The following is a 22,706-nucleotide window of genomic DNA, read 5'->3' as shown; positions in this document are numbered from 1 at the left end:
TCTAGAGATCCTTTGCAAGCCGCACGCCGGTAAACTGCCAACGCTTCTCGGGAGGAAAGAAGTTCCGGTACGTTGCCCGGGCATGGCCGCGCGGGGTCGCGCAGCTGGCTCCCTTGAGAACGCACTGGCCCGACATGAACTTGCCGTTGTATTCACCCACTGCGCCCGCCGCCGGCCGAAACCGCGGGTAGGGAAGATAGGCCGAACGGGTCCACTGCCAACCGTCGCCGAACAGGCTCTGCGAGCCGGATGGATGTACGGCCGCCGCTTCGTCCAGCTGGACGCCACCGGCCGGATCGTGCCCACGCGCGGCGGTTTCCCACTCGAATTCGGTTGGCAGGCGATGGCCGGCCCAGGTGGCGAAAGCGTCCGCCTCGTAGAAGGAGACGTGCGTGACCGGGGCGTCCGGCTCCCGGTGCTGCATCCCGGCCAGCGTGAAAGCCTCGTCCTCCCGCCAGTACAGCGGCGCATCTATGGCGCTTGCCTGAACCCAGGCCCAGCCGTCCGACAGCCACAGGGAGGGATCGCGATAGCCGCCGTCGGCGATGAAATCGGCCCACTCCTGATTGGTGACCAATCCGGACGCCAGCGCGAACGGCTCCACCACGACCTCGTGGCTTGGCCCTTCGTTGTCGAAAGCAAATCCCTCTCCCGCATGACCGACCCGCATGACGCCGCCTTCGCACGTGTGCCAGCCGCTCGATCCTCGCGCCGTCGGACGCCGGACGGGTGCGCTGTAGGCGGGCTTCAGCGGATTGAGGGAGAGCGCGTGCTTCAGGTCCGTCAGCAACAGTTCCTGATGCTGCTGCTCATGGTTCAGGCCAAGCTCGATCAGGGTTGCCAGGTCGGCCCGGCCCAGCACCCGCTCGACATAGCTGTCCACATGCCGGCGGTAGGCCAGCACGTCCTTGAGCGAGGGACGCGAAAGCATGCCCCGCATCGGCCGAGCGTGGCGCGGGCCTTCCGCTTCGTAGTACGAATTGAAAAGGAACGGCCAGCTCTCGTTGAAGAGGCGGTAGCCGGGGCAATTATCACGCAGGACGAAGGTTTCGAAGAACCAGGTCGTATGCGCCAGATGCCACTTCGCCGGGGAGGCATCTGGCATGGACTGGAGCGTGGCGTCGGCATCGGAAAGAGGAGCGACGAGCTGTTCCGACAGTTCCCGAATAGAGCGGTATCGCTCCTCCGTCAGCGTGACGGGCCGCGCGGGTGGACGGTCGCTCGTGGTGGCCATGCCGTCCTAACGAGCCGAAGCCCGTCAGGATGCATGGTCCCGTCAAATATAATCGCTCACGCCGCCTGCTTGTGCCGCTCGGTGGCTTCGAGGTTGAGGAGGTCGGCCATTTCAAACGCCAGCTCGATTGACTGCGCCCCGTTGAGACGCGGGTCGCAGTGAGTGTGATAGCGATCGGCCAGCGCCTCATCGGTGATGGCAATCGCGCCGCCGGTGCACTCCGTCACGTCCTGGCCGGTCATTTCGATATGGATGCCGCCCGCGTGAGTCCCTTCGGCCCTGTGGACTGCGAAGAAGCCTCGCACTTCGGCAAGGATGCGGTCGAACGGGCGGGTCTTGAAGCCGCTTTCCGACTTGATGACGTTGCCGTGCATCGGGTCGCACGACCAGACCACGGGATGACCTTCGCGCTTGACCGCCCGCACCAGCTTGGGCAGCCCTGCTTCCACCTTGTCGTGGCCGTAGCGGCTGATGAGCGTCATGCGGCCCGGTTCGCGACCCGGGTTCAGCGTGTCGAGCATGCGCAGCAGCGCATCCGGCTCCAGGCTGGGGCCGCACTTCATGCCGATCGGGTTGCCGACGCCGCGCAGGTATTCGACGTGCGCCGAACCTTCGAAGCGCGTACGGTCCCCGATCCAGAGCATGTGGGCCGAACAGTCGTACCAGTCGCCCGTCAGGGAATCGCGGCGGGTCAGCGCCTGCTCGTAAGGAAGCAGCAGCGCTTCATGGCTGGTGTAGAAGTCCGTGCCCTGCAGCTGCGGAACGCTGGTAGGGTCGACGCCGCAGGCGGCCATGAAGTCCAGCGCCTCACCGATGCGGTCCGCCATCTGCGCGAACCTCTCGCCCCAGGGGCTGCGGCCGATGTGGTCCAGCGTCCACTGGTGGACCTGCCGCAGGTTCGCGTAACCGCCATGCGCGAAGGCGCGCAGCAGGTTCAGCGTGGCGGAAGACTGCGTATAGGCGCGCAGCATCCGCTCCGGGTCGTTCCGACGGGCAGCGGCGTCGCCTTCGATCCCGTTGATGATGTCGCCGAAGTAACTCGGCATTTCGACGCCGCCGACAACTTCGGTCGGAGCGGAACGGGGCTTGGCGAACTGCCCGGCCATGCGGCCCACCTTCACCACCGGCTGCTTGCTGGCGAACGTCAGGACGACCGCCATCTGCAGCAGGACACGGAACGTGTCGCGGATGTTGTCGGCGCTGAATTCGGCGAAGCTTTCCGCGCAGTCGCCACCCTGCAGCAGGAAACCCCGCCCGGCCGCCACTTCGGCAAGGTCGGCTTTCAGCCCGCGAGCTTCACCGGCAAAGACGAGCGGCGGAAACTTCGCAAGCGTGGCCTCGACCTCACCCAGCTTCGCCTGATCGCCATATACCGGGAGATGGCGCGCCTCATGCGTCTTCCAGCTCTCCGGTGTCCAGTTGCTCGCCACGTCATGTACTCCTATCGCCGCACCCCGCGTGCGGACTTTCCATGCGCCGCAAGTCCTCCAGGCGGCGCAAGCAAGAGGCGGCCCATAGCCGCTTCAAGCAACTTTTGCAAAAGCAGGTTTAGCGTTCAGTGTAATCGGTTGCGCCGGACACGTCCGGCGCCTGCCGGAAATTGCCCGCTTAACGAGTTCCGGGCTTCTCCTTGGCTTCCGGCATGACCTCAAGCCGCCACGAGTGATCGCGGCCGAGATATCGCGCCGCCAGCGCCTGCATCGCCTGCGGCGTGGTGACGGTGTAATCGGTGAGAACCGAACGCACCGTCCCGATGCGTGAAGGATCCGTCGTGGCGCCCTCAAGCTGGCTCATGAAAAAGGCCGTGCTGGACGCTGCGCGCGTCACCTGCTGGCGCAGCGGCTCCGTCACCAGTGCCAGTTCGTCCATCGAAGGCGGATTGGCGATAAGGTCCTGGGCTATGTCGTCCGCCGTCTGGAAGAATATAGGCACTGACTTGGGGTCGAGCTGCGCCATCGCCGTGATCGAGCCCCCGGCGGCCAGGTCGACCGGCCAGGTGGAATAGACGTAGGGTGCATACGACACACCCAGCTTCTCACGCACGGCGTTCATCAGACGGTTGGTGAAAAGCTGCGTCAGTATTTCCAGCTGACGCGACTCGGGTATACCCATAGTGCCGCCGCCGGTTGGCCAGGACACCACCGCAGCGGCCTGATCGGCATCGCCATGGTGTATCAGATGGATCGGCTGGTCCGAGGGGGGCAGCGTGTTGATCCGCGCTGCTGCGGCAGTAACCGGCGCAGGCTGGCGCGACTTCAGCGCGCCAAAGGTCCTTTCCAGTGCCGCGATCGCGCTTGCCTTGTCGAAGTCGCCGAAGATCTGAACCTCGACCGGCCCTTCTTTCAGGGCCTTGCCCCAGACGCGCTTGAAGCCTTCAGGCGTCGTCGCCTCCAGCTGGTCCGGCGTCGGGGTGGCGAAACGCGGATCCTTACCGCGTTGATAGTATTGCAGATCCCGGCTCAACACGCCCTGGGGCGATGTGGAGAACGTCGCGTACTGGATCGCGGCTGCCGCCTTGGCGCGCGCGATCGGCTGCGGATCCCATCGTGGAAGATCGAGCTTCGCTGCGAAGAGATAGAGCTGGTCCGCCAGATCCTGCGGCCGCGTCTCCGCCGAGAACTCGAAGGAGGCATCCTGGACTTCGAAGTTGAAGCCCATCTTCCGGCCGGTCGATATGCGATCGAGATCGTCCTGACCCAATGTCGCCAGACCCGACCCGACAAGCGCGTAGTTGCCCAGCGTGATGTAAGCGGCGTCCTTCGGATCGATCGAGCGATAGCCGCCGCCGAAGCGCGCCTTCACCATGACGCGGCCCGGCTCCTCGGCCACCGGCCAGAGCATGGCCTTGACGCCGTTGGCGAAGGTGAGCTGCTCGATTTCCAGCAGCCCGGTAGAGGCGGTCTCCACCGGCTTCTGCGGCGCGCCAATGGCTGGCAGCTTCTCGAACGACACGGGCGCAGGCACCTGACGCACGCTGGCATCAGCCTCGACCGGCTCGGCAAGCGCCCGCCGGAGAGCCTCGTCGGTAGCCACCCCCGGCTTCTGCACGGTGAACAGGGCACGGGTGACGGTGCCGGTGAACAGCTTGCGCGTATGTTCGAGCACCGCTTCGGGCGTGAACAGCGGCTTCGATTCCTGGAAGATCCTCAAGACATCCTGTGGTGCCGCCACCGTCTCGCGGATGTCGAGGGCGTTGACGAGATCGTCGGCGATCTTGCTGCCGGGCAGGATCCGCTGCTGCTCGACCGGCACCTGGAAGGCGACCTCCATCTCGGCGATTTCGCGGTCGATTTCCGCCTGGCTGGGCGCGCGCGTCAGGGCATCCGCGATGACGGCCCGCACATCGCGAAGGGCCGCCTGCCAGTCATCGCCGAGCGGCGTCACGGAAACGAAGGTCGCATCGGCCGACCGGGCCACGTCGTCCTGGTTCACCGATGCCGACAGAAAGCTTCCCCCTGCCCGCGCCTTCGATTCAAGCCGACGGTTGATGATCGCCTGGCCCAGAGCGTCGGTCATAAGCCCCTGGTTGTAGGCGATGTTGTCTGTAACCTGCTGCCACGGGCGCAGGACGGCGTACATGAGCGAGGGGGGCAGGTCCGGTTCGACCAGCACCCGGGTCTGCCCGACGGGGTTCTTCAAATCCGCATCCGGCGGCGCCACCGGATCGCCGAAGTCGGGAGCGGCCGGCTTCTGCCCCTTGGCCGACCAGTCGGAGAACCACTTCTTCACATAGCCTTCGAGCATCGCCGGATCGGCGTCTCCCGCAACGATCACGGCGACGTTATCCGGCCGGTACCAGCGCGAATAGAAGGCCCGGACGCTTTGCGGCGTGGCCGCCGTCAGGGATTCCTGTGTGCCGATCGGCTCACGGTCGGCCAGCAGCAAGCCGGAATAGAGCGTTTGCTGCATTGCGTCCTGCACCCGCTTGGCGGCGCCCCCCCGCTCCCGCATCTCGGCCAGGACGATCGGCAGGTCGGCCTTGAGGTTCGAGGCGGAAAGCGTCGGCGCGGTCACCATGCCGCTCATCAGCTTGAACGTCTCGTCCAGTGTGGCGGCGGTGGCGTTCGGCAGATCGAGCTTGAACACGGTCTGCGTGGTCGACGTGACGGCATTCGTGTCACTGCCGAACGTTGCCCCAAGGCGCTGGAAGGCCGCGATGGCCGTGCCTTCGGGCAGGTACTTCGACTGGCGGAACAACATGTGCTCCAGAAGGTGCGCATATCCCCGCTCCTTGTCAGTCTCGTAGAGAGAGCCGGCATCCACGCGGATGCGAATGGACACCTGCCCGGGCGGCACGCCATTCTTGCGCACGGCATACTTCAGACCGTTCGCAAGTTCGCCGAAGTGCCACTCCGGATCACGCGGAATGTCGCTGCCACGGTACAGCCACGGGTCCGCCTGACCTATGGTCGGCGCGACGATGGGGGAGCCCGCAGGCGCGGGGGCGGCTTGAACCCTGGCCTCCTGCGCAAGCAGGGGCGGGATCGGTGCCTGGGCAAGAAGGAGCAGGCAGGCGAGCGAGCGGGCGGCGCGCGTGGGGGTCGTCATTACGCAAGATATAGGGAGGCGAAGGATGAAGGGCTAGTGAATAGCAGCAAACACATGTCCAGAAATGAACGCACGGAGGATGCACGGCAATTTCATGCTCCCTTGCGCAGGCAAGGTGGTCTTCGCAGGCTTGACCCTCCCGAGACTTCACCTACATCGCGACCATCATGTTCATCGAAACCGAAACGACGCCCAATCCCGCGACGCTCAAGTTCCTGCCCGGCCGGCAGGTCATGCCGTCCGGCACGCGCGAATTCACCTCGCCGGAAGATGCAGCGGCATCGCCCCTGGCCGAAGCTCTCTTCGATCTCGGCGACGTGACCGGTGTGTTCTTCGGCACCGGGTTCATCTCGGTTACCGCAGCGCCAGGGGTAGAGTGGGCGTCGCTTCGGCCACAGGTCGTCTCGATCCTGCTCGATCACTTCGTTTCGGAAGCGCCGCTGTTCAAGGGCGGCGACGCCAGTGGGATTTCCGTCCCGCCGGAGGAAGACAACTTCGGGGACGACCCGGCCGACGCCGATATCGTCGACCAGATCAAGGATCTGATCGAAAGCCGCGTGCGGCCGGCTGTCGCCAACGATGGCGGCGATATCATCTACCGTGGCTTCCGTGACGGTGTCGTGTACCTCTCCATGCAGGGCGCCTGCTCGGGCTGCCCTTCGTCCTCGGCAACCCTGAAGCACGGCATCGAAAGCCTTCTGAAGCACTACGTTCCCGAAGTGACCGAAGTGCGCGCGGCCTGAGCTACGCCATGATCATGCGAAGCGGGTGCTCCCGTGATGGCTGACGCCGGTTCGGATCGCGGCGCCGCCTCCCCGGTCGAGACTACGACCCTCGTAATCGATAGCGCCACCGATGCCTGTTCGGTGGCGCTCTTCGCAGGTGACGCGTGCGTTGCCGGGGACTACCGGATGCTCGGCCGAGGCCACGCCGAAGCGCTTGTGCCGATGATCGCGGCGCTGCCGGACAAGGGCCGCGCCGACCGGATCGCCGTCGCGCTTGGGCCGGGCAGCTTCACTGGCGTCCGGGTCGGCCTCGCGGCGGCACGCGCGCTTGCCCTTGCCTGGGGGGCGACGCTGGTCGGCTACCCCACCCTCGCGCTGATCGCCGCCATGGCGCGCGAGAGCGAGGGGCCGAAAGGACTCGGCGTCGCGACGACAGGCGGCCACGGCGAGTGGTTCGTCGAGAGCTTCGACGCGGATGGCACGACCTGCTCCGCCCTGGCGTCGCTGCGCCCGGATGCGGCAGCGGCCGCCGTCACTTGCGAACTCGTGGCCGGCAACCAGGCGCAGGCTCTGGTGGCGGCGCGTGGCCACGGGCGCGCCCTGCCCCTGTGGCCGGACGCACGCGCCTTCGGGCTGCTTTCTTCCAGCATCTTGATGCCCGAGGCCCTGCCACTCTATGGCCGTGGTCCTGACGCGAAGTTGCCTGCGGGAGCCGCATGAACGACGATATCGACCGGATCATGGCCGTCATGACCGCAGCGTTCGACCCGATCTACGGAGAGGCGTGGAACCGCCGGCAAGTCGAAGATGCGCTCGGCTTCGGAAACTGCCACTACTGCGTGCTGTCATCACAAGGCCAACTTCCGGCGGACAGCGAACAGGGCGCCGGGTTCTTCCTTTCGCGCACCGGTTACGAGGAAGAGGAACTCCTGCTTCTCGCAGTCTGCCCGGAATACCGAGGAAAGGGCCTCGGCCGCATGTTGCTCGACCGGCTCCGGCTCGGCGCTTCCAGTCGCGGAGCGCGCCGACTTCTTCTGGAAATGAGAAGAGGAAATCCGGCAGAAGCACTCTATACCAACTTCGGCTTCTACCCCATTGGCGAGCGGCGCGAGTATTACCGCACCCCAAGCGGACGCCGGCTCGACGCGGTTACTTTTGCCTGTGACATAGCTTAAAGCGTAATCGTTATTTTTCCGATTACTGCAATTGGAAGTGCTTTTTGATCACAACGCCCCAATCAACTTGCACTTGTGACCGAAATCGTCCAATGGACCGACCAGAAGGCCTACAGGCCTCCCGGCTTTCAAAAAAACTGGTCGCACCTAAGGACAAGACAGAACAATGGAAAATATCCAGACCGACATGAACGAGACGCTGATTACGCTGACCTCCGACATTGTCGCCGCTCACGTCAGCAACAACAACGTCACGGTCGAGGATCTGCCTTCGCTCATCACCAATGTCTATGGCGCACTTGCCGGCCTTGGCGGAGCTCCGGTTGTCGAAGAAGAAAAGCCCGAGCCGGCCGTGTCGGTCCGCGCTTCGGTGAAGCCCGACTACATTGTCTGCCTTGAGGACGGCAAGAAGCTCAAGATGCTGAAGCGCCACCTCATGACGCACTACAACATGACTCCGGAAGAGTACCGCGCGCGCTGGAACCTGCCGGCCGACTACCCGATGGTCGCACCGAACTACGCCGAGAAGCGTCGTGAACTGGCCAAGAAGATCGGCCTGGGTCGCAAAGCGGACACCCGCCGTGGCCGCAAGCCCAAGGTGGCCGCCGCCTGATTGGCGCGGCACTTTCGAAGACATGATCCGGGCCGGCGATGACGCCGGACGGTAATAGCGGGCAAGCCGTTTTTCCGGGGACAAGTCACGCGCTTGCCTGCCGTGCCCCCCGGACGGATCCCCATCGCTGTTGTGATCGCAGGCGCGCCACCTTATCTAGGCGGCGCGCCTTTCTCTTTCTACTTACAGGTCCATCGTGAGCCAACCAATCGACATCGAAGCCCTTTGCGCCGAGCGCGGACTGCGGATCACCGAACAGCGCCGCACCATCGCGAAGGTGCTTTCGGAGAGCACGGACCATCCGGACGTCGAAAAGCTGCACGAGCGCGCGACGGCCATCGACCCCGGCATTTCCATCGCGACGGTCTACCGCACCGTGCGCCTGTTCGAGGAAGCGGGCATCCTCGACCGGCATGACTTCGGTGACGGCCGCGCCCGCTACGAGGCGGCTCCCGAAGCGCATCATGACCACATGATCGACGTGGAAAGCGGCCAGGTCATCGAATTCGTCGATCCCGAACTGGAAGCCCTTCAGCGGCAGATCGCGGAACGCCTCGGCTTCCGTCTCGTCGACCACCGCATGGAACTGTTCGGCGTGAAGCTCGAACGCGAAGATGGCGAGCCCGTCACCCGTCGCTGAGGCGCCGGTGGCAGCAGAAGCCTTGCGAACCGACCAGCGGATCAGCCCATGGGGCTGGCCGCTGATCGCGGTCCGGCTCACCGTGCTGCTAACGTGGCTGATCGGCTGTCTGCTGCTCCATCATCTTGTCGCCCTCTTTTCTACCCCCAACCCAATCCCGCGCCTGTTTCTACGCGGGGCGGGCATGATTGCGGGGCTGCGGGTGCGGACACATGGCAAGCGCACCGATGAACGCACGTTCCTGCTTTCCAATCACGTGAGCTGGCTGGACATTCCCGCACTTGCGGGCAGCACCGGCACAGCGTTCGTCGCGCATGAGGGCCTTGCCCGCGTCACCCTTCTCCGCTGGCTGTGCAAACTGAACGATACGGTGTTCGTAGCGCGCGAGCGGCGCACCAGCGTTGCCGAACAGGTCAGGCAAGTGCGCGATGCCCTGACCGAGAGCGGGGCGCTCACGATCTTTCCGGAGGGCACGACGTCCGACGGCACGGGCACCCTGCCGTTCAAGTCCTCACTGCTTTCAGCCCTCGAAGGCGACGCTGGCGTCGCTGTCCAGCCCGTCTGGCTTGATTACGGGACCGAGACGCCCGCCATTGCCTGGATCGGTGAGGAGAGCGGCCTTCATAACGCGCTGCGCCTTCTCGCCCGCGTCAGGCCAATCCATCTTGATGTCCATCTGCTGACGCCGCTTTCGCCTGACGAACGGGCGGACCGCAAGCGCATGGCCAGGGCCGCGCATTCCGCAATCGCACGCGCTCGCGCCGGGCAGCACCGGACGCCACCCGTCACCGAGTGACGCAAGGCGGGGATCCTCCGTCCGCCCGCTTCTGAAGGGCGAGACGGAGGTCCGCATCAACGCGTGGCGTTGTAAGCCAGCTGGCCGTCGTCGAGCTGGAAGCCGACCAGCACCTCGAACGAGGCTCGTGCAAGGGCCGCCTTCACTTCAGGATCGGCCAGCGGGTCCAGGGCGGCGTCGGTGTCGCCGGCCTTGCGCTTGCGGGTGATACGGTCGCGAATCTCCTGCGGCAGCGTTGCCGCGCCGCGATCGATGAAGGCGTTGCCCGTGACGGTCGCCTGCGCGCGCGGCTCTCCATCCGCGAAATTGAGAGTCACCGTGCCGACGCGCTTGCTCACCACCGAATTGCCGCCCTGCAGCACGCTCACGAAGTAAGGCAGCGTAACCTGCCGCGCGCCCGAGGTGTCGCTCCGGCGACCGAGAACCTGGAATGTCACGGTCGAAGTCACCTTGTCGCCGGCAGCCGCGGCAATGTCCGCCTCGTTGCACTGAGCGCGCACACCGGTGAGAGCGGCCACGACATCGATGTTGTCCGCCGTTTTCGCCCCGGCGTTGCGGAAGGTCGTCACGTCGCCGGTGTATTCGGGGATGCCGACGGCCGGGCACGTCGAGCGCACCGCCGTGATGCCGACTCCCTGGTCAACCACGATCTCGCCCTTGGTCTTGCACCCGCTGAGCGCAGCGAGCGCAGCGGCGGAGCACAGGACAGTTGCGGTCAGGCGGCGTGCATTCATCGTGAACTTCCTCGAATGGCGTGCGCTTGCCCTAGCGATGCGCGCGGCAAAGCGCTAGAGGGCCGTTCATGAACGCGCCCTTTCAGTCCACACCGCCGATCAGCCCGGACCAGCCGATCCGCCTCCTGATTGCCGCTCCCCGAGGCTTCTGCGCCGGCGTCGACCGCGCGATCGAGATCGTCGAGCGGGCGATCGAAATCTACGGCGCGCCGGTCTACGTGCGGCATGAGATCGTTCACAACAAGTTCGTGGTGGACAATCTCAAGGCCAAGGGCGCGATCTTCGTCGAGGAGCTGGACGAAGTGCCTGACGGTGTGCCCGTGATCTTCAGCGCGCACGGCGTTCCGAAGTCCGTTCCGGCTGCCGCCACGGCACGCGGGCTCGACTGGCTCGACGCCACCTGCCCGCTTGTCAGCAAGGTTCACCGGCAGGCCGAACGCCAGATCGAGGCGGGCCGCCACATCATCTTTATCGGCCACGCCGGTCATCCCGAGGTGATCGGCACTTTCGGCCAGGTGCCGGAAGGGAACATGACCCTGGTGGAGACGGTCGACGACGTCGCGCAGCTGGACTTCGCGCCGGGGACCCAACTGTCCTACCTGTCGCAGACCACGCTTTCGGTCGACGACACGCACGCCATCATCAAGGCCCTCGAAGCCCGCTTCCCGGAAGTCGCCGCCCCCAAGGCCGAGGACATCTGTTACGCGACATCGAACCGGCAGGCGGCGGTCAAGCAGATCGCGTCCGAATGCGATGTCGTGCTCGTCATCGGATCGCCCAAGAGCTCGAACTCGCTGCGGCTGGTGGAGGTCGCGCAACGGGCGGGTGTCGCCGCTCACATGATCCAGCGCGCGAACGAAATCGATCCCGAATGGCTGGAGGGCGCGCGGACGGTGGGTCTGACCGCCGGTGCTTCGGCGCCTGAAGAACTCGTCAACGAAGTCGTCGCTCACATCCGGACGATCCGCGAGGTGGCGATGGAAGAGATCGTGACGACCGAGGAGCGCATGACGTTCAAACTGCCGCGCCAACTGGTGCGCTGAGCCCATGGCGGTCTACACACGCCTCGGCGCCGAAGAGATGGCCGGCATCATCGCCGCATTCGATGTAGGCACGCTCATTTCGGCCAAGGGCATCGCGGAAGGGGTTTCGAACAGCAACTGGCTCATCGAGACGGAGCAGGACGGCACCGGACGCCGCTTCATCCTCACGATCTACGAAAGCCGGACCGAAGTGGCGGAACTGCCCTTCTTCCTCGACCTGCTGGACCATCTGGCGGCACGCGGCGCACCTGTTCCGCGCACCATGCACGACACCACGGGCGCCAGCCACCGCCTGCACCGAACTGCGGAAGGCGACAAGGCGCTGGCGCTGATCGAATTCCTGCCCGGCGTCTCGGTTTCCGAACCTACCCCAGGCCAAGCCGAGGCCGTGGGCGGCGCACTGGCGCAGATCCATCTGGCCGCGGCGGATTTCCCCGGCACCCGCGCCAACACGATGGCGCTGCCCGCCTGGCAGCAGCTCCTGAAGGATTGCGGGCGCGAAGGCCTGGAATCGCTGCACCCCGACCTTGGCACGCTTGTCGAACGGGAACTGGCGCAGCTTGCACAGTCTTGGCCGACGGATCTGCCCCGCGGCGTGATCCACGCCGACCTCTTTCCCGACAATGTCCTGATGCTGGGCGAGAAGGTCACCGGCCTCATCGACTTCTACTTCGCCTGCACGGATCTGTTCGCGTACGACGTGGCGGTCACGCACGCCGCGTGGTGCTTCGGCGCCGACGGCTCCCGGTTCGACCCTGCCCTCTCCGAAGCGTTGCTGCGCGGCTATATGGCGGTCCGCCCGATGAGCGAAAGCGAACGCCGTGCGCTTCCCCTCCTCGCCCGCGGCGCGGCGCTGCGCTTTCTGGCGACGCGCGCGTACGACTGGCTCAACACCCCGGCGGATGCGCTCGTCACGCCCAAGGACCCCATGGCCTTCGCACGCCGGCTCCAGTTCTATGCGGACCCCGCGAATGCCGACCTGTTCGCACAGAAGATGCCGGTATGAAGCAGGTGGAAATCTTCACGGACGGCGCCTGCAAGGGCAATCCCGGCCCCGGCGGCTGGGGCGTCCTGCTGCGCATGGGCCCGCACGAGAAGGAAATGGCCGGCAGCGAAGCCGACACGACCAACAACCGCATGGAGATGACGGCCGCGATCAAGGGTCTGAACGCGCTGATCGAGCCTTGCGAGGTCACCCTTTTCACAGACAGCAAGTACGTGATCGACGGGATCACCAAGTGGGTCCACGGCTGGAAGAAGAAGGGCTGGGTCAACTCCAGCCGGCAACCTGTGCGCAACGCCGATCTCTGGCACGAACTGATCGAAGCCGCAGGGCGCCACAAGGTCACCTGGCAATGGGTTCGGGGACACAACGGTCACGTCGAGAACGAACGCGTGGACAAGCTGGCCAGCGACGCCGCGAAGGCCGCCGCCTGAGGGTGCCTCTCCGTTCCCCGGCCGCGAGCCTCGTTGGAGGCCCGCGCCAGTGACGGTCTCCCGATCGCCCGGTGCCGCGCGAACGCTGCGCGGGGAACTGCGCGCCCTCGTCACGCCAGGGCCGCGCATGGCGGACGAATGGGCCTGTGTCGCTTCGGTGCTCCTCGCGATCCTGCTGGCGCACATGCTCGGCGCCACGATGGTGGCATGGGCGGCCTTCACCGCATTCGTCCTGCTGAAAAGCGACGTCGGCGAAACGCTGCTGCGCGGCGTCATGCGCATGACCGGCACGCTGATAGGATCGCTGCTGGCGCTGGCGGTGGTGCCTTATGCATCGGGTTCCGTGGCCGTGTCGATGACGGCGGCCGCGCTGGTTGGCGCGGTCGGTCTCTATGGGATGATCACAGCCCGGCGCGCCTACGCCTGGCTGCTGTTCGGCCTGACGTTCGAGATGATCCTGCTGGACAAGATCGCCCGGCCCGACCTCGACACCCTTGATTTTGCGCGCACGCGGCTGCTGGAGGTGGCGGCGGGAACGATCGCCTGCACCCTGGTCAGCCTTGCGGTCGGCGCCATGGCCGGGAAGCGCTGGTGGATGGATCGCAAGCCGCCGCCCGACAGGATGCGCTGGCATCCACAAGCCGCCCGCCACGCGGCCCAGGCCGGGCTCGCCATCGCGACGCTGCCCCTCCTGCACGCGCTGTTCCGCATTCCCGAGCTGCCGCAGGCCGCGGTGACGATCATGGCGGTGATGATCGTGCCTGTAGCGGGGATCGGCAAGAGCGGCTTCGTTCCGGTCACACGCCGCCTTCTGCACCGGGCGGTCGGCTGCCTGGCGGGGGGCGCACTTGCTCTGGCGGTCCTGCTGCTTGCCCAGGGCAGCGTCCCGGTCCTCGTCGCCGGAACTTGCCTCGGCATCGTCATCGGCCGCCACATCGAGAACGGCTTGCCCGAGGTGACGTACCTGGGGCTCCAGTTCACCCTGACGGTGCTCGTCGTCCTCGTGCCCGACAGCTACGCCGATGCGCAGATCTGGCCCGCCATCCAGCGCCTGATCAGCGGTCTCGTTGGCATGGCGGTGCTGGAGCCCGTCCTCCTCGCCTGGCATCTGCTCGTGCCAAGGCACAAGACCGACGCCCGTGCGGCGGATGCACCGAACAACGAGTGAGACGGCGTCTCAGGCGCCGCTGAACCGTCCAGGCGCGTAAGGCGTGGGATCCACCGCCCCCGGTCCCTCGCCCAGCAGCAGCCGTGCGGCAAGGTCCGCCGCAGCCGGCGCCGTCTGGATGCCGAAGCCGCCCTGCCCCGCGAACCAGAAGAACGAAGGATCTCCCTGCGCGAAGCCATAGACCGGCAAGCGGTCGGGCGCGAAGGAGCGCAGGCCGGCCCAGCGATGCTCCACGCGTTCGACCTTCGTGTCCAGCACCTGCTCAAGCCGGTCGATGGCGAGAGCCACATCGAACTCTTCGGGCGCGGCGTCGCAGGGGGCGCTTGGCGTCTCGTCATGGGGGCTCAGCCAGAGGCGGCCGTTCTCGGGCTTGAAGTAGAACTGCCCGGCAATGTCGAGCACCAGCGGCAGATCATCCGGAACGTCGCTACCAATGGCGACCTGCGCGATGGTGCGGCGATAGGGCGCTATCCCCAGAGGGGAATGGCCCGCGAGCCGCGCAACTCCGTCAGCCCAGGCGCCTGCGGCGTTGACGAGGACGGCCGCGGCCACGTGCCGCCCGTCCGCCAGCTCCAGCCGCCATGCCCCGTCGTGGCGCCGCGCGGCGGCAAGACCCGCCCGGCACCGGATCTCCGCGCCCGCCCGCCGCGCCTCTTTCAGATAATGCTGGTGCAGCCGCGCCACGTCGATGTCACAGGTGCTGGGCTCGAAGGCGCCGCAGGTCCACATTTCACGGAGGCCGGGCACACGCTCCACCAGCGCCTCACGGCCGAGAAGGTGCATCTCCACGCCGATGGCACGAAATTGCTCCGCGAAGTGCGCTATTTCCTGTTCCTGACCGGCGCGCCCCAGCGTCAGGGCTCCGCGGGCTTTCAGGACACCCAGATCCTTCAGCCGTTGTCCCGATGCCGTGGTCAGCGGCTGCACGCCCGGCCCGCCGTAGCTTTCCGTCCAGAACGCGGCCGACCGCCCCGTTGCGTGATAACCGGGCCTTTCTTCCGCCTCCAGCACGAGAACCCGCGCGCGCCCGGCGATCGTGGCGGCAAGCGAGGCTCCGGCCATGCCGGCACCGGCGATGACGATATCGTACGCTGCTTCCATCCTGCTCACGCCCTAGCGGCGGCGTGACGATCGAGGAAGTCCCTGATGGCCGCCAAGGCCCGATTGCGCACGGGATCGGCCTCGCGAAGGATCTCGTGCCGGCATTCCGCACCGAAGGAGAGGAGCTCGCCCAAGGGCAACCGTTCGGCTGCGCGGCGGATCGCCGGCCAGGAGACGAGCCCGTCGATGCTCGTGCCCAGCAGGAGGCACGGCGTCGTGATGGCCTCCAGCGTTCCGGGCTGCTCGAGTCGGCAGATCGAGGCCAGAGCGCGCTCGACCCAGCCCCAGCTGGCAGGGCCCATCCCGAGGGCCGGCCGCTTCTGCCGCCACCACTGCTCATCCTCGTAGCGGCTGTCGTCGTGCGTCAGCAGCAGGCTGCGCGCCTGCGGAGCGAGCGATCCCGGCAGGCTCGGCCTCTCGCTCGCCTTCCATGCGGGACGGCGCGGATCGCCCAACCGGACGATACCACGCGCCACGCGGTGCAGCAGGCGGGAAGGAAGCCAGGTCGGATGAAGGCCGAGCATGGGCGCGGACAGCACGATCGCGTCCGGAACAACCAACCCTTCAGCCACCGCGCGCAGCACGATCTGTCCGCCCATCGAATGAGCGATGGCGACGTGCGGCCCGGGGGTGGATGCGGCCCATGACGCATAGAGGGCGGCGTAGTCCTCCACCCAGAGACCGAAGTCAGGCACATGCCCGGTGGTGGCATCACGCCCCATCCGCCCCGAACCGGCTTGTCCGCGCCAGTCCGCCGACACAACTCCCCAGCCTTCTTCATGCCACCCGTCCAGCGTCTCCAGCCATTTCTCGTAAGCGTCGCCCCGGCCCGGCATGAAGAGGATCGAGCCCCGCCCGCGCCCCGACCAGTCGATGCGGCGGAGCAGATGCCCGTCGGGCAGTGCCCAGCGCGTTTCCGCTGCCGTAGGCGGTATCGCCCGACGCGCGGGAGATCGACGCAGGGTTTCAAGGGAAGAGGTCATCGCCGGGAGAGCCTCGGATGGTGGTTACTGTTTGGTAGCGGTTGGCAGGCTAGACCGCTTCAATCGGATGGGACGAAGCATGACGGGCGCTGTATTTTCCTACGCACTGCTGGCCGCATTGGCAACGGCGCTGCTGATCGCGGCGCTGACCGATCTTCGCGCCCGCCATATCGGCAACCGCCTCACCGCGGCGGTCGCGCTCGCGGCCCCGCTGTGGTGGCTGGCTTCGGGGCTCACGCCGCAGGACATGGCGCTGCAGGTTGCCCTCGCCGGCGCAACTCTGGGCGTCGCCAGCCTCCTGTTCGCCATCGGCCAGATGGGCGGCGGAGACGTGAAGCTGCTGTCGGCGCTGGCCCTCTGGTTTTCTCCCGCACCCTTCCTGCAGATGATCATCCTGATGGCGGTTCTGGGCGGCGGCGCATCCGTAGCGATGGCGGCGCTCAACATGACCACCGGACGCAGCGAACGGTTTCGCGACATTCTCGCCGCGCTCGCCGCGTTCGCCTGGATCTGGTGCGCTGGCGCCGTGCTCTTCGCCCTCGCCTTCGACCGGCCGATCGTCTCGCCCTCGGGCGCACAGGCTCTCGTCACCATGGTGCCCGCCTTCTGGATCATCCCGGTCGCGGGGTTGGCGGCGCTCATCGTAGTCTTCATCGGCCTTCGCCACATGATGGGCCGGCAGAAGTCGAGGATCGAGGTGCCCTACGGCATCGCAATCACGACAGCATCGCTCTGGGTCCTGGGCTCAGTCGTTCTGCCAACCGTTCGATTCGCGCCTCTCGCCACGTGAAGCACGCGCCGAAACCTCGTCTGCGCCCATTGAGAGGGTGCCAAAATGCCCCGAAATCCGGCTTGAACCCGATGTTAACCATTTCGGCTCACAACGCTGAACAACAGGGATTTTCAGAGGGCCTTCAATAGCCATGGACAGGAAGAAAGTGGTGCTGCTCGCGGTCGCACTGCTCGTCGCGGCCTTCACCGCGTTCGTTGCAAGGACGATGCTGGCGGGAGGTTCTGCACCGCAGGCCGGGGCGGTTCCGGCTGCCAATCCCACCGGCCCCAAGGTGCTTGTCGCTCAACGCGCCCTCCCCGTCGGCACGATCATCACCGCCGATTCGGTCGCCTTCCAGAGCTGGCCGGACAATCTCGTGCAGGACGCCTACTACATCGACGGCCAGGCAGACATGTCCAAGCTGCTGGGCACGGTCGTACGCTTCCCGATCACGGCCGGGCAGCCGCTGACGCAGGGTGCGCTGGTGGCGCCGGGAGACCGGGGCTTCCTTGCGGCCGCGCTCGGCGCGGGCATGCGCGCTGTCACCATCTCCGTCTCGGCTGACGCCGGGGTCGGCGGCTTCGTCTTCCCGGGCGACCGCGTGGACCTGGTCCTCACGCAGGATGTGAAGGGCGGCGGCGACCCGCTGCGCACGGCCGAGACGATCCTGCGCAACCTGCGCGTGCTCGCCACCGACCAGGCCACCACGAGCCAGGTCGAGGACGGCAAGACCGTTGTCCAGGGCTTCCGCACCGTCACTCTCGAAGTTACCCCGCGCATCGCCGAGAAGGTCGCCGTCGCTCAGCAGATCGGCCAGATCAGCCTCTCACTGCGCTCCATCGCCGACAACCAGGGCGAGTTCGATCGCGTCCTCGCCAGCGGTGACGTGAAGCTTCCCGAGGGCGCGACCCGCGAACAGGAAGAGAAGTTCATGAGCCAGGCCATGAACCAGCCGCTCGACGGGGCCACGACGTACGTGACCGGGGCCGACGTCTCGCGCTTCCAGCGTGCGACTCGCCCGCCGCAGAACACCGGCGGCTCGATGCCTTCGGCCGCTCCGATGGCTGCGCCGCAGCCGCAGACGGCGGGCGGAGCACCGGCCGCGCCGGTCTTCCGCGGCCCCGTAGTCCGCGTCACCCGCGGCAACGAAACCACCATCGAACCTGCGGGCAAGCACTGATGCGCGCGTCCGCCGCACGTCCTTCACTCTTCGGGGGCACCACGATGAAGTTCAGCCTTCTCAAATCCATGCTGATCGGAGCGACCGCGCTTGCGCCGCTGGCAGCCCTGAGCACCTCGGCCGATGCGCAGACGGGCAGCTCGGTGTCGCGGCCGGCGCAGGAACTGGTCCTGTCGATCGGCAATGGCCAGCTTGTCACCGTTCCCGGCAACATGGCCGACGTCTTCATCTCGAACGACGCGGTGGCGGACGTCCAGGTGAAGTCCCCCAAGCAGTTCTACGTGTTCGGCAAGGCCGGCGGCACCACGACGGTCTATGCCAGCAACGCGGCCGGGACGATCCTCTGGTCGGGTACCGTGCGGGTGGGCTCCAACCTCGACAGTGTCGACGCGATGCTGCGCCTCGCGATGCCTGAGGCGAGCATCGGCGTGTCAACGATGGGGGCGAATACCTTCCTCCTGACCGGCACGATCAAGAATCCCGAGGATGCCGCGGAAGCCGAGCGTCTCGTGCAGGCCTACGCCGGAGCCGAGGCGAACGTCATCAGCCGCCTGCGGATCGCTACCCCGCTTCAGGTGAACCTGCAGGTCCGCATTGCGGAAGTCAGCCGCACGCTCGTCAAGTCGCTGAACTCCCGCCTGTCCACGCTCGACAACACCGGGGGCTTCAAGTTCGGCATCGGTCAGCGCCCAACCACCGGCGCCTTCGTACCGGGGCGCGTCCTTGGCGTGGGAACAGGGGCCACCACTCAGATCGGCATTGACCCTGTCACGGGCGAAATCGCCGAGCTTGGCGGGTCGAACATCGCTGCCACGGCCACCGGCACCACGCTCGGCTTCGCGGGGCGCCTGCTTGGCCTCGACATCCTCGGCGCTCTGGATGCCGGTGAGACGGTCGGCCTCGTCAGCACGCTGGCCCAGCCGAACCTCACGGCGCTTTCGGGCGAAACCGCGGACTTCCTGGCGGGCGGCGAATACCCGATCCCGATCAGCGAAGGTCTCGGCACCACGTCGATCGAGTACAAGCGCTACGGCGTGAGCCTCAGCTACACGCCCACGGTGCTGACCAGCGGCCGCATTTCCATGCGCGTACGCCCCGAGGTTTCGGAACTTTCGAGCGAAGGCGCCGTAACCCTCAACGGGTACGAGATCCCGGCCCTCACCGTGCGCCGCACGGAGACGACCATCGAACTCGGCTCCGGCCAGAGCTTCATGATCGCGGGCCTTCTCAGCACGAACGCGCAAAACACGATCCAGAAGATGCCGGGCGCGGGCGATCTGCCGATCCTGGGCTCGCTGTTCCGGTCCACCGGCTACCGGCGGGGCGAAACGGAGCTCGTGATTATCGTGACACCGTACATCGTGCAGCCCATGAACTCGTCGTCGAAGGTCGTCCTGCCCACCGATGGCTTCAATGCGCCTAACGAACTCCAGCGCCTGCTTGGCAACATGTCGAACGACGGCGTGAGCGGGGAGAAGCGGCCCGGTCCGACCACCTCGAACCCGGCGCCCGCACCTGCCCCGCTACCCGGGCCGGGGCTCGGCGCGGGCGAAGCGCCGGCCAAGGGCAAGAAGTCGAAGCGCGCCGCCTCCGACGAATCCGCCAAGCCCGGCTTCAGCCTCTAAGTGTTCAAGGTGATTTCCATGCGCAATCTGCCTTTCGCCACCGCTGCTCTTGCTGCAACGCTCGGCGCTGTCCTTTCGGGTTGCGCCGGCGTGCCGACCAACCGCTCGATGTACTCGGTTCATCAGCCGGTAGTCGAGAAGACCAGCTATTCCCTGGACCTGACCACGGCCGGCGGTGGCCTCGCCTATGGCGAACAGGCCCGTCTCGCCGGCTGGTTCGAGACGCTCGGCCTCAAGTACGGTGACCGCATCCTCGTGGACGATCCGGACATGGACCCGACCACCCGCAACGCCGTGGCCATGGCCGCACAGCGGTTCGGACTGGTCATCGACGATGCCTCCGCGCCGACCGGCACCGTGCCCTCGGGCGTCGCCCGCATCACCGTCTCGCGCGCGGTTGCGACGGTGCCGGGATGCCCGGACTGGTCCGTCAAGAGCGATGGCAATCCCAACAATGGCCTGTCGTCGAACTATGGCTGCGCGACGAATTCGAACCTCGCGGCGATGGTCGCGGACCCCGAGGATCTGGTGCGCGGCCAGAACGACACGGGCTCGACCGCGGCGATGACGTCGAACCGCGCGATCAGCGCGTACCGCACCGCTCCGGCCACGGGCCAGGGCAACACGGTCTCACAGACCTCCACTTCCAGCACCGGCGGAGGGAACTGACGCCATGAATGCCCCCTGGAAATCCGGTGGTTCCGCCGGTCGCGACCAGTTCGCCTCCTTCATGTGCGACGAAGCCTCGCTCGAGGTTCTGCGTCCCATCGTCGAGGAGATGGGCTGGCAGCCGGAGAAGTGCTTCAAGGGCGGCCTGCGCAACGCCGTGCAGACGCTGTCGGTGACCGCGAGCCCCAATATTCTGCTCGTCGACCTTTCCGAAAGCGGCGACCCGCTGAGCGACATCAACGCTCTGGCCGAAGTCTGCGAGCCGGGCACGGTTGTGGTCGCTGTGGGCCAGGTCAACGACGTGCGCCTCTACCGCGACCTCATTGCCAGCGGCATCCACGACTACCTGCTGAAGCCGCTGCAGCCCGCGACCGTTCGCGATGCGCTGGCACAGGCGCAGGCCGTGTTCGCAGCACCGCGCACGGTGGACCCCTCCGCGGCCAAGAACCACGTGGCCGCCGCCATCATCGGAACGCGCGGCGGCGTCGGCGCTTCGACCCTCGCCACCTCGCTGGCCTGGCTGTTCAGCACCGATAACAAGCTGGCGACCTCGCTGCTCGACCTCGACATTCATTTCGGCACCGGCGCCCTCACCATGGATCTCGAGCCCGGGCGCGGCCTGACGGACGCAATCGAGAACCCCAGCCGTATCGACGGCCTGTTCCTCGAGCGCGCGACGGTCAGGGTGAACGACCATCTGGCCATCCTCTCTGCCGAGGCGCCGATCAGTTCGCCGCTCCTCACGGACGGCTCCGCCTTCGTCCAGCTGGAGACCGAGTTCCGCCAGGCGTTCGAAGTGACAGTGCTCGACCTGCCGCGCAACATGCTGATCAACTTCCCGCAGCTTGCGCCCAGCCTGAGCGTGGCCGTGCTGGTGACGGAGCTGACGCTGGCCTCAGCGCGGGACACCATCCGCCTGCTGTCGTGGTTCAAGTCCCAAGCCCCGCAGGCCCGGTTGATCATCGTCGCGAACAAGGTGCAGCCCAACTTCACCGAAATCAGCAAGGCCGACTTCGAGGCGTCGATCGAAACGCCGATCGACTTCACGATCCCTTACGATCTCAAGGCCGCATCCATGGCCGCGAAGCTGGGACAGACCTTTGCCGAGGCGAACACGGCCACCAAGGGCGCCAGCGTCATTCGCGAGATCGCCCGCGAGATCATCGACGTCGGTGTTGACGTGGTTCCGCCCAAGCCATCGCTTCTGGGCAAGTTCGATCTGAAGGCGATGATGCCAAGAGCGAAGAAGAAGGCCCAGGCGCCTTCGTAAGGTCGGGTAAGGACTATGAACTACCTGCAGGTCATCATAGTCGCGGCCGGTCTCTCCGGTGTCGCGCTGCTCCTTTGGGCGCTCTTCTCCGGACCTTCGCCGAGGAAGGAGGCCACCCGGCGCCTCAAATCGGTGCGCTATCGCCACGCCTCCAGCGCCACCGATCGGCTGGAAGCCCAGATGCGGCGCGCCGTCGCCGCGCGCAAGCCCCGCATCCATCAGATCGCCGGCTCGGCCTCCCGCGCGGAAGCCCTTGCCGTCCGGCTGGACCGCTCAGGCCTGAAATGGACGATCCCGCAGTACGTCTACGGTTCGCTGGGTCTCGGCGCATTCGTGACCCTGCTGGTTTTCCTGCAGACCGGAGCCTTGCTCCTTGCGCTGGCCTTCGGCATCTTCGTCGGCGCGGGATTGCCGCACTTCGTGGTGAACACCTTCATCAAGCGCCGCAACAACGCCTTCACCGCCAAGTTCGCCGATGCCATCGACCTTCTGGTGCGCGGCCTGCGCTCGGGGCTTCCGGTGTCGGAGACGCTCGCCCTCGTCTCCCAGGAGGTGCCGGGCCCCGTTGGTGAGGAGTTCAAGCTTGTCACGGATCGCATGAAAGTGGGCAAGACCATGGAAGACGCGCTCCAGGCCACGGCGGACCGGCTGGCGATGCCCGAGTTCAACTTCTTCGTCATCACGCTTGCCATCCAGCGCGAGACCGGCGGCAATCTGGCCGAGACTCTCGCCAACCTGTCGGACGTGCTGCGCAAGCGCGCGCAGATGAAGCTCAAGATCCGCGCCATGAGCTCGGAATCCAAGGCATCCGCCTATATCGTCGGCTCCCTGCCGTTCATCGTCTTTGCCATGATCTACTGGATCAATCCCGAGTATATCGGGGAGTTCTTCATCGACGAGCGCCTGATGGTGGCCGGGGTCGGAGGTGCCATCTGGATGGGCATCGGCGCTTTCATCATGGCCAAGATGGTCAGCTTCGAGATCTGAGGACCG

22 protein-coding genes are annotated in these 22,706 nt (G+C 66.3%); 16 read left to right on the top strand and 6 right to left on the bottom strand.

Annotated elements, in window-relative coordinates; all coding sequences use genetic code 11:
- Position 1 precedes the first annotated feature (1 nt).
- The 3 genes from egtB to QOL62_RS01630 all read right to left on the bottom strand — a co-directional run bounded on the left by egtB (position 2) and on the right by QOL62_RS01630 (position 5,782).
- Positions 2-1,234: an ergothioneine biosynthesis protein EgtB gene (gene egtB, locus QOL62_RS01640; protein ID WP_283404931.1), complete on the bottom strand. Its 1,233-nt coding sequence runs from the start codon at positions 1,232-1,234 to the stop codon at positions 2-4.
- Between the two features lie 56 nt (positions 1,235-1,290).
- Positions 1,291-2,664 carry a class II 3-deoxy-7-phosphoheptulonate synthase gene (locus tag QOL62_RS01635; RefSeq protein ID WP_283404930.1) on the bottom strand — a complete coding sequence of 458 codons (1,374 nt, stop codon included), beginning with the start codon at positions 2,662-2,664 and terminating at the stop codon, positions 1,291-1,293.
- 178 nt (positions 2,665-2,842) lie between these two features.
- Positions 2,843-5,782 carry a M16 family metallopeptidase gene (locus tag QOL62_RS01630; protein WP_283404929.1) on the bottom strand — a complete coding sequence of 980 codons (2,940 nt, stop codon included), beginning with the start codon at positions 5,780-5,782 and terminating at the stop codon, positions 2,843-2,845.
- 167 nt (positions 5,783-5,949) lie between these two features.
- Between QOL62_RS01630 and QOL62_RS01625 the strand changes: the two genes are divergently transcribed.
- The 6 genes from QOL62_RS01625 (at position 5,950) to QOL62_RS01600 (ending at position 9,731) form a co-directional block, all read left to right on the top strand.
- Complete coding sequence (locus tag QOL62_RS01625) at positions 5,950-6,525, top strand: NifU family protein (RefSeq protein ID WP_103728460.1); 576 nt, start codon at positions 5,950-5,952, stop codon at positions 6,523-6,525.
- 36 nt (positions 6,526-6,561) lie between these two features.
- Complete coding sequence (tsaB, locus tag QOL62_RS01620; protein WP_283404928.1) at positions 6,562-7,227, top strand: tRNA (adenosine(37)-N6)-threonylcarbamoyltransferase complex dimerization subunit type 1 TsaB; 666 nt, start codon at positions 6,562-6,564, stop codon at positions 7,225-7,227.
- Entirely contained in the window at positions 7,224-7,682 is a 459-nt protein-coding gene (locus QOL62_RS01615) for a GNAT family N-acetyltransferase (protein ID WP_283404927.1), read from the top strand. Before tsaB ends, QOL62_RS01615 begins: the two co-directional genes overlap by 4 nt.
- Before the next feature lie 166 nt (positions 7,683-7,848).
- Complete coding sequence (locus QOL62_RS01610; protein ID WP_103728457.1) at positions 7,849-8,295, top strand: Ros/MucR family transcriptional regulator; 447 nt, start codon at positions 7,849-7,851, stop codon at positions 8,293-8,295.
- A gap of 196 nt (positions 8,296-8,491) precedes the next feature.
- Positions 8,492-8,935 (top strand): Fur family transcriptional regulator, encoded by a 444-nt coding sequence (locus QOL62_RS01605; RefSeq protein ID WP_103728456.1) that lies wholly within the window; start codon positions 8,492-8,494, stop codon positions 8,933-8,935.
- A gap of 7 nt (positions 8,936-8,942) precedes the next feature.
- Positions 8,943-9,731: a lysophospholipid acyltransferase family protein gene (locus QOL62_RS01600; protein WP_283404926.1), complete on the top strand. Its 789-nt coding sequence runs from the start codon at positions 8,943-8,945 to the stop codon at positions 9,729-9,731.
- A 56-nt stretch (positions 9,732-9,787) separates the two neighbouring features.
- Here QOL62_RS01600 and QOL62_RS01595 read toward each other — a convergent pair whose 3' ends face one another.
- Complete coding sequence (locus QOL62_RS01595; protein WP_103728454.1) at positions 9,788-10,465, bottom strand: hypothetical protein; 678 nt, start codon at positions 10,463-10,465, stop codon at positions 9,788-9,790.
- 68 nt (positions 10,466-10,533) lie between these two features.
- Here QOL62_RS01595 and ispH point away from each other — a divergent pair, with 68 nt between their 5' ends.
- From ispH to QOL62_RS01575, 4 genes are read left to right on the top strand one after another with little or no spacing between them, the layout of a single operon-like run.
- Positions 10,534-11,508 (top strand): 4-hydroxy-3-methylbut-2-enyl diphosphate reductase, encoded by a 975-nt coding sequence (gene ispH, locus QOL62_RS01590; RefSeq protein ID WP_283404925.1) that lies wholly within the window; start codon positions 10,534-10,536, stop codon positions 11,506-11,508.
- Positions 11,509-11,512: 4 nt separating this feature from the next.
- On the top strand, positions 11,513-12,514 hold the full coding sequence (gene thrB, locus QOL62_RS01585; protein WP_283404924.1) for a homoserine kinase: 1,002 nt from the start codon (positions 11,513-11,515) through the stop codon (positions 12,512-12,514).
- Complete coding sequence (rnhA, locus tag QOL62_RS01580) at positions 12,511-12,945, top strand: ribonuclease HI (protein WP_103728451.1); 435 nt, start codon at positions 12,511-12,513, stop codon at positions 12,943-12,945. The genes thrB and rnhA overlap by 4 nt, the downstream gene beginning before the upstream one ends.
- Positions 12,946-12,994: 49 nt before the next feature.
- Positions 12,995-14,113 carry an FUSC family protein gene (locus tag QOL62_RS01575; RefSeq protein WP_233203796.1) on the top strand — a complete coding sequence of 373 codons (1,119 nt, stop codon included), beginning with the start codon at positions 12,995-12,997 and terminating at the stop codon, positions 14,111-14,113.
- 9 nt (positions 14,114-14,122) lie between these two features.
- On the opposite strand, the gene QOL62_RS01570 is transcribed toward QOL62_RS01575, so the two are convergent.
- Positions 14,123-15,214 (bottom strand): NAD(P)/FAD-dependent oxidoreductase, encoded by a 1,092-nt coding sequence (locus QOL62_RS01570; RefSeq protein WP_283404923.1) that lies wholly within the window; start codon positions 15,212-15,214, stop codon positions 14,123-14,125.
- Between the two features lie 5 nt (positions 15,215-15,219).
- Positions 15,220-16,197 carry an alpha/beta fold hydrolase gene (locus QOL62_RS01565; RefSeq protein WP_283404922.1) on the bottom strand — a complete coding sequence of 326 codons (978 nt, stop codon included), beginning with the start codon at positions 16,195-16,197 and terminating at the stop codon, positions 15,220-15,222.
- Between the two features lie 79 nt (positions 16,198-16,276).
- Between QOL62_RS01565 and QOL62_RS01560 the strand changes: the two genes are divergently transcribed.
- The 6 genes from QOL62_RS01560 to QOL62_RS01535 all read left to right on the top strand — a co-directional run bounded on the left by QOL62_RS01560 (position 16,277) and on the right by QOL62_RS01535 (position 22,700).
- Entirely contained in the window at positions 16,277-16,987 is a 711-nt protein-coding gene (locus QOL62_RS01560) for an A24 family peptidase (RefSeq protein ID WP_283404921.1), read from the top strand.
- A 133-nt stretch (positions 16,988-17,120) separates the two neighbouring features.
- Positions 17,121-18,149 carry a Flp pilus assembly protein CpaB gene (gene cpaB, locus QOL62_RS01555; protein WP_283404920.1) on the top strand — a complete coding sequence of 343 codons (1,029 nt, stop codon included), beginning with the start codon at positions 17,121-17,123 and terminating at the stop codon, positions 18,147-18,149.
- 44 nt (positions 18,150-18,193) lie between these two features.
- Positions 18,194-19,774, top strand: a complete 1,581-nt coding sequence (locus QOL62_RS01550) for a type II and III secretion system protein family protein (RefSeq protein WP_103728630.1) — start codon at positions 18,194-18,196, stop codon at positions 19,772-19,774.
- An 18-nt stretch (positions 19,775-19,792) separates the two neighbouring features.
- The gene (locus QOL62_RS01545; protein WP_283404919.1) at positions 19,793-20,443 is read left to right on the top strand and encodes a CpaD family pilus assembly protein; all 651 of its coding nucleotides are present in this window, start codon (positions 19,793-19,795) and stop codon (positions 20,441-20,443) included.
- Positions 20,444-20,447: 4 nt separating this feature from the next.
- Positions 20,448-21,713, top strand: coding sequence for a pilus assembly protein CpaE (locus QOL62_RS01540; RefSeq protein ID WP_283404918.1), 1,266 nt, complete (start codon positions 20,448-20,450; stop codon positions 21,711-21,713).
- 15 nt (positions 21,714-21,728) lie between these two features.
- The gene (locus tag QOL62_RS01535; protein WP_103728445.1) at positions 21,729-22,700 is read left to right on the top strand and encodes a type II secretion system F family protein; all 972 of its coding nucleotides are present in this window, start codon (positions 21,729-21,731) and stop codon (positions 22,698-22,700) included.
- Positions 22,701-22,706: the final 6 nt, after the last annotated feature.

Origin of the sequence: Novosphingobium panipatense, assembly GCF_900182875.1 — a bacterium.
GTDB classification, from domain to species: domain Bacteria; phylum Pseudomonadota; class Alphaproteobacteria; order Sphingomonadales; family Sphingomonadaceae; genus Novosphingobium; species Novosphingobium panipatense.
The sequence above is the reverse complement of the archived record's forward strand: the minus strand, read 5'-3'. Positions and strand labels throughout refer to the sequence as shown.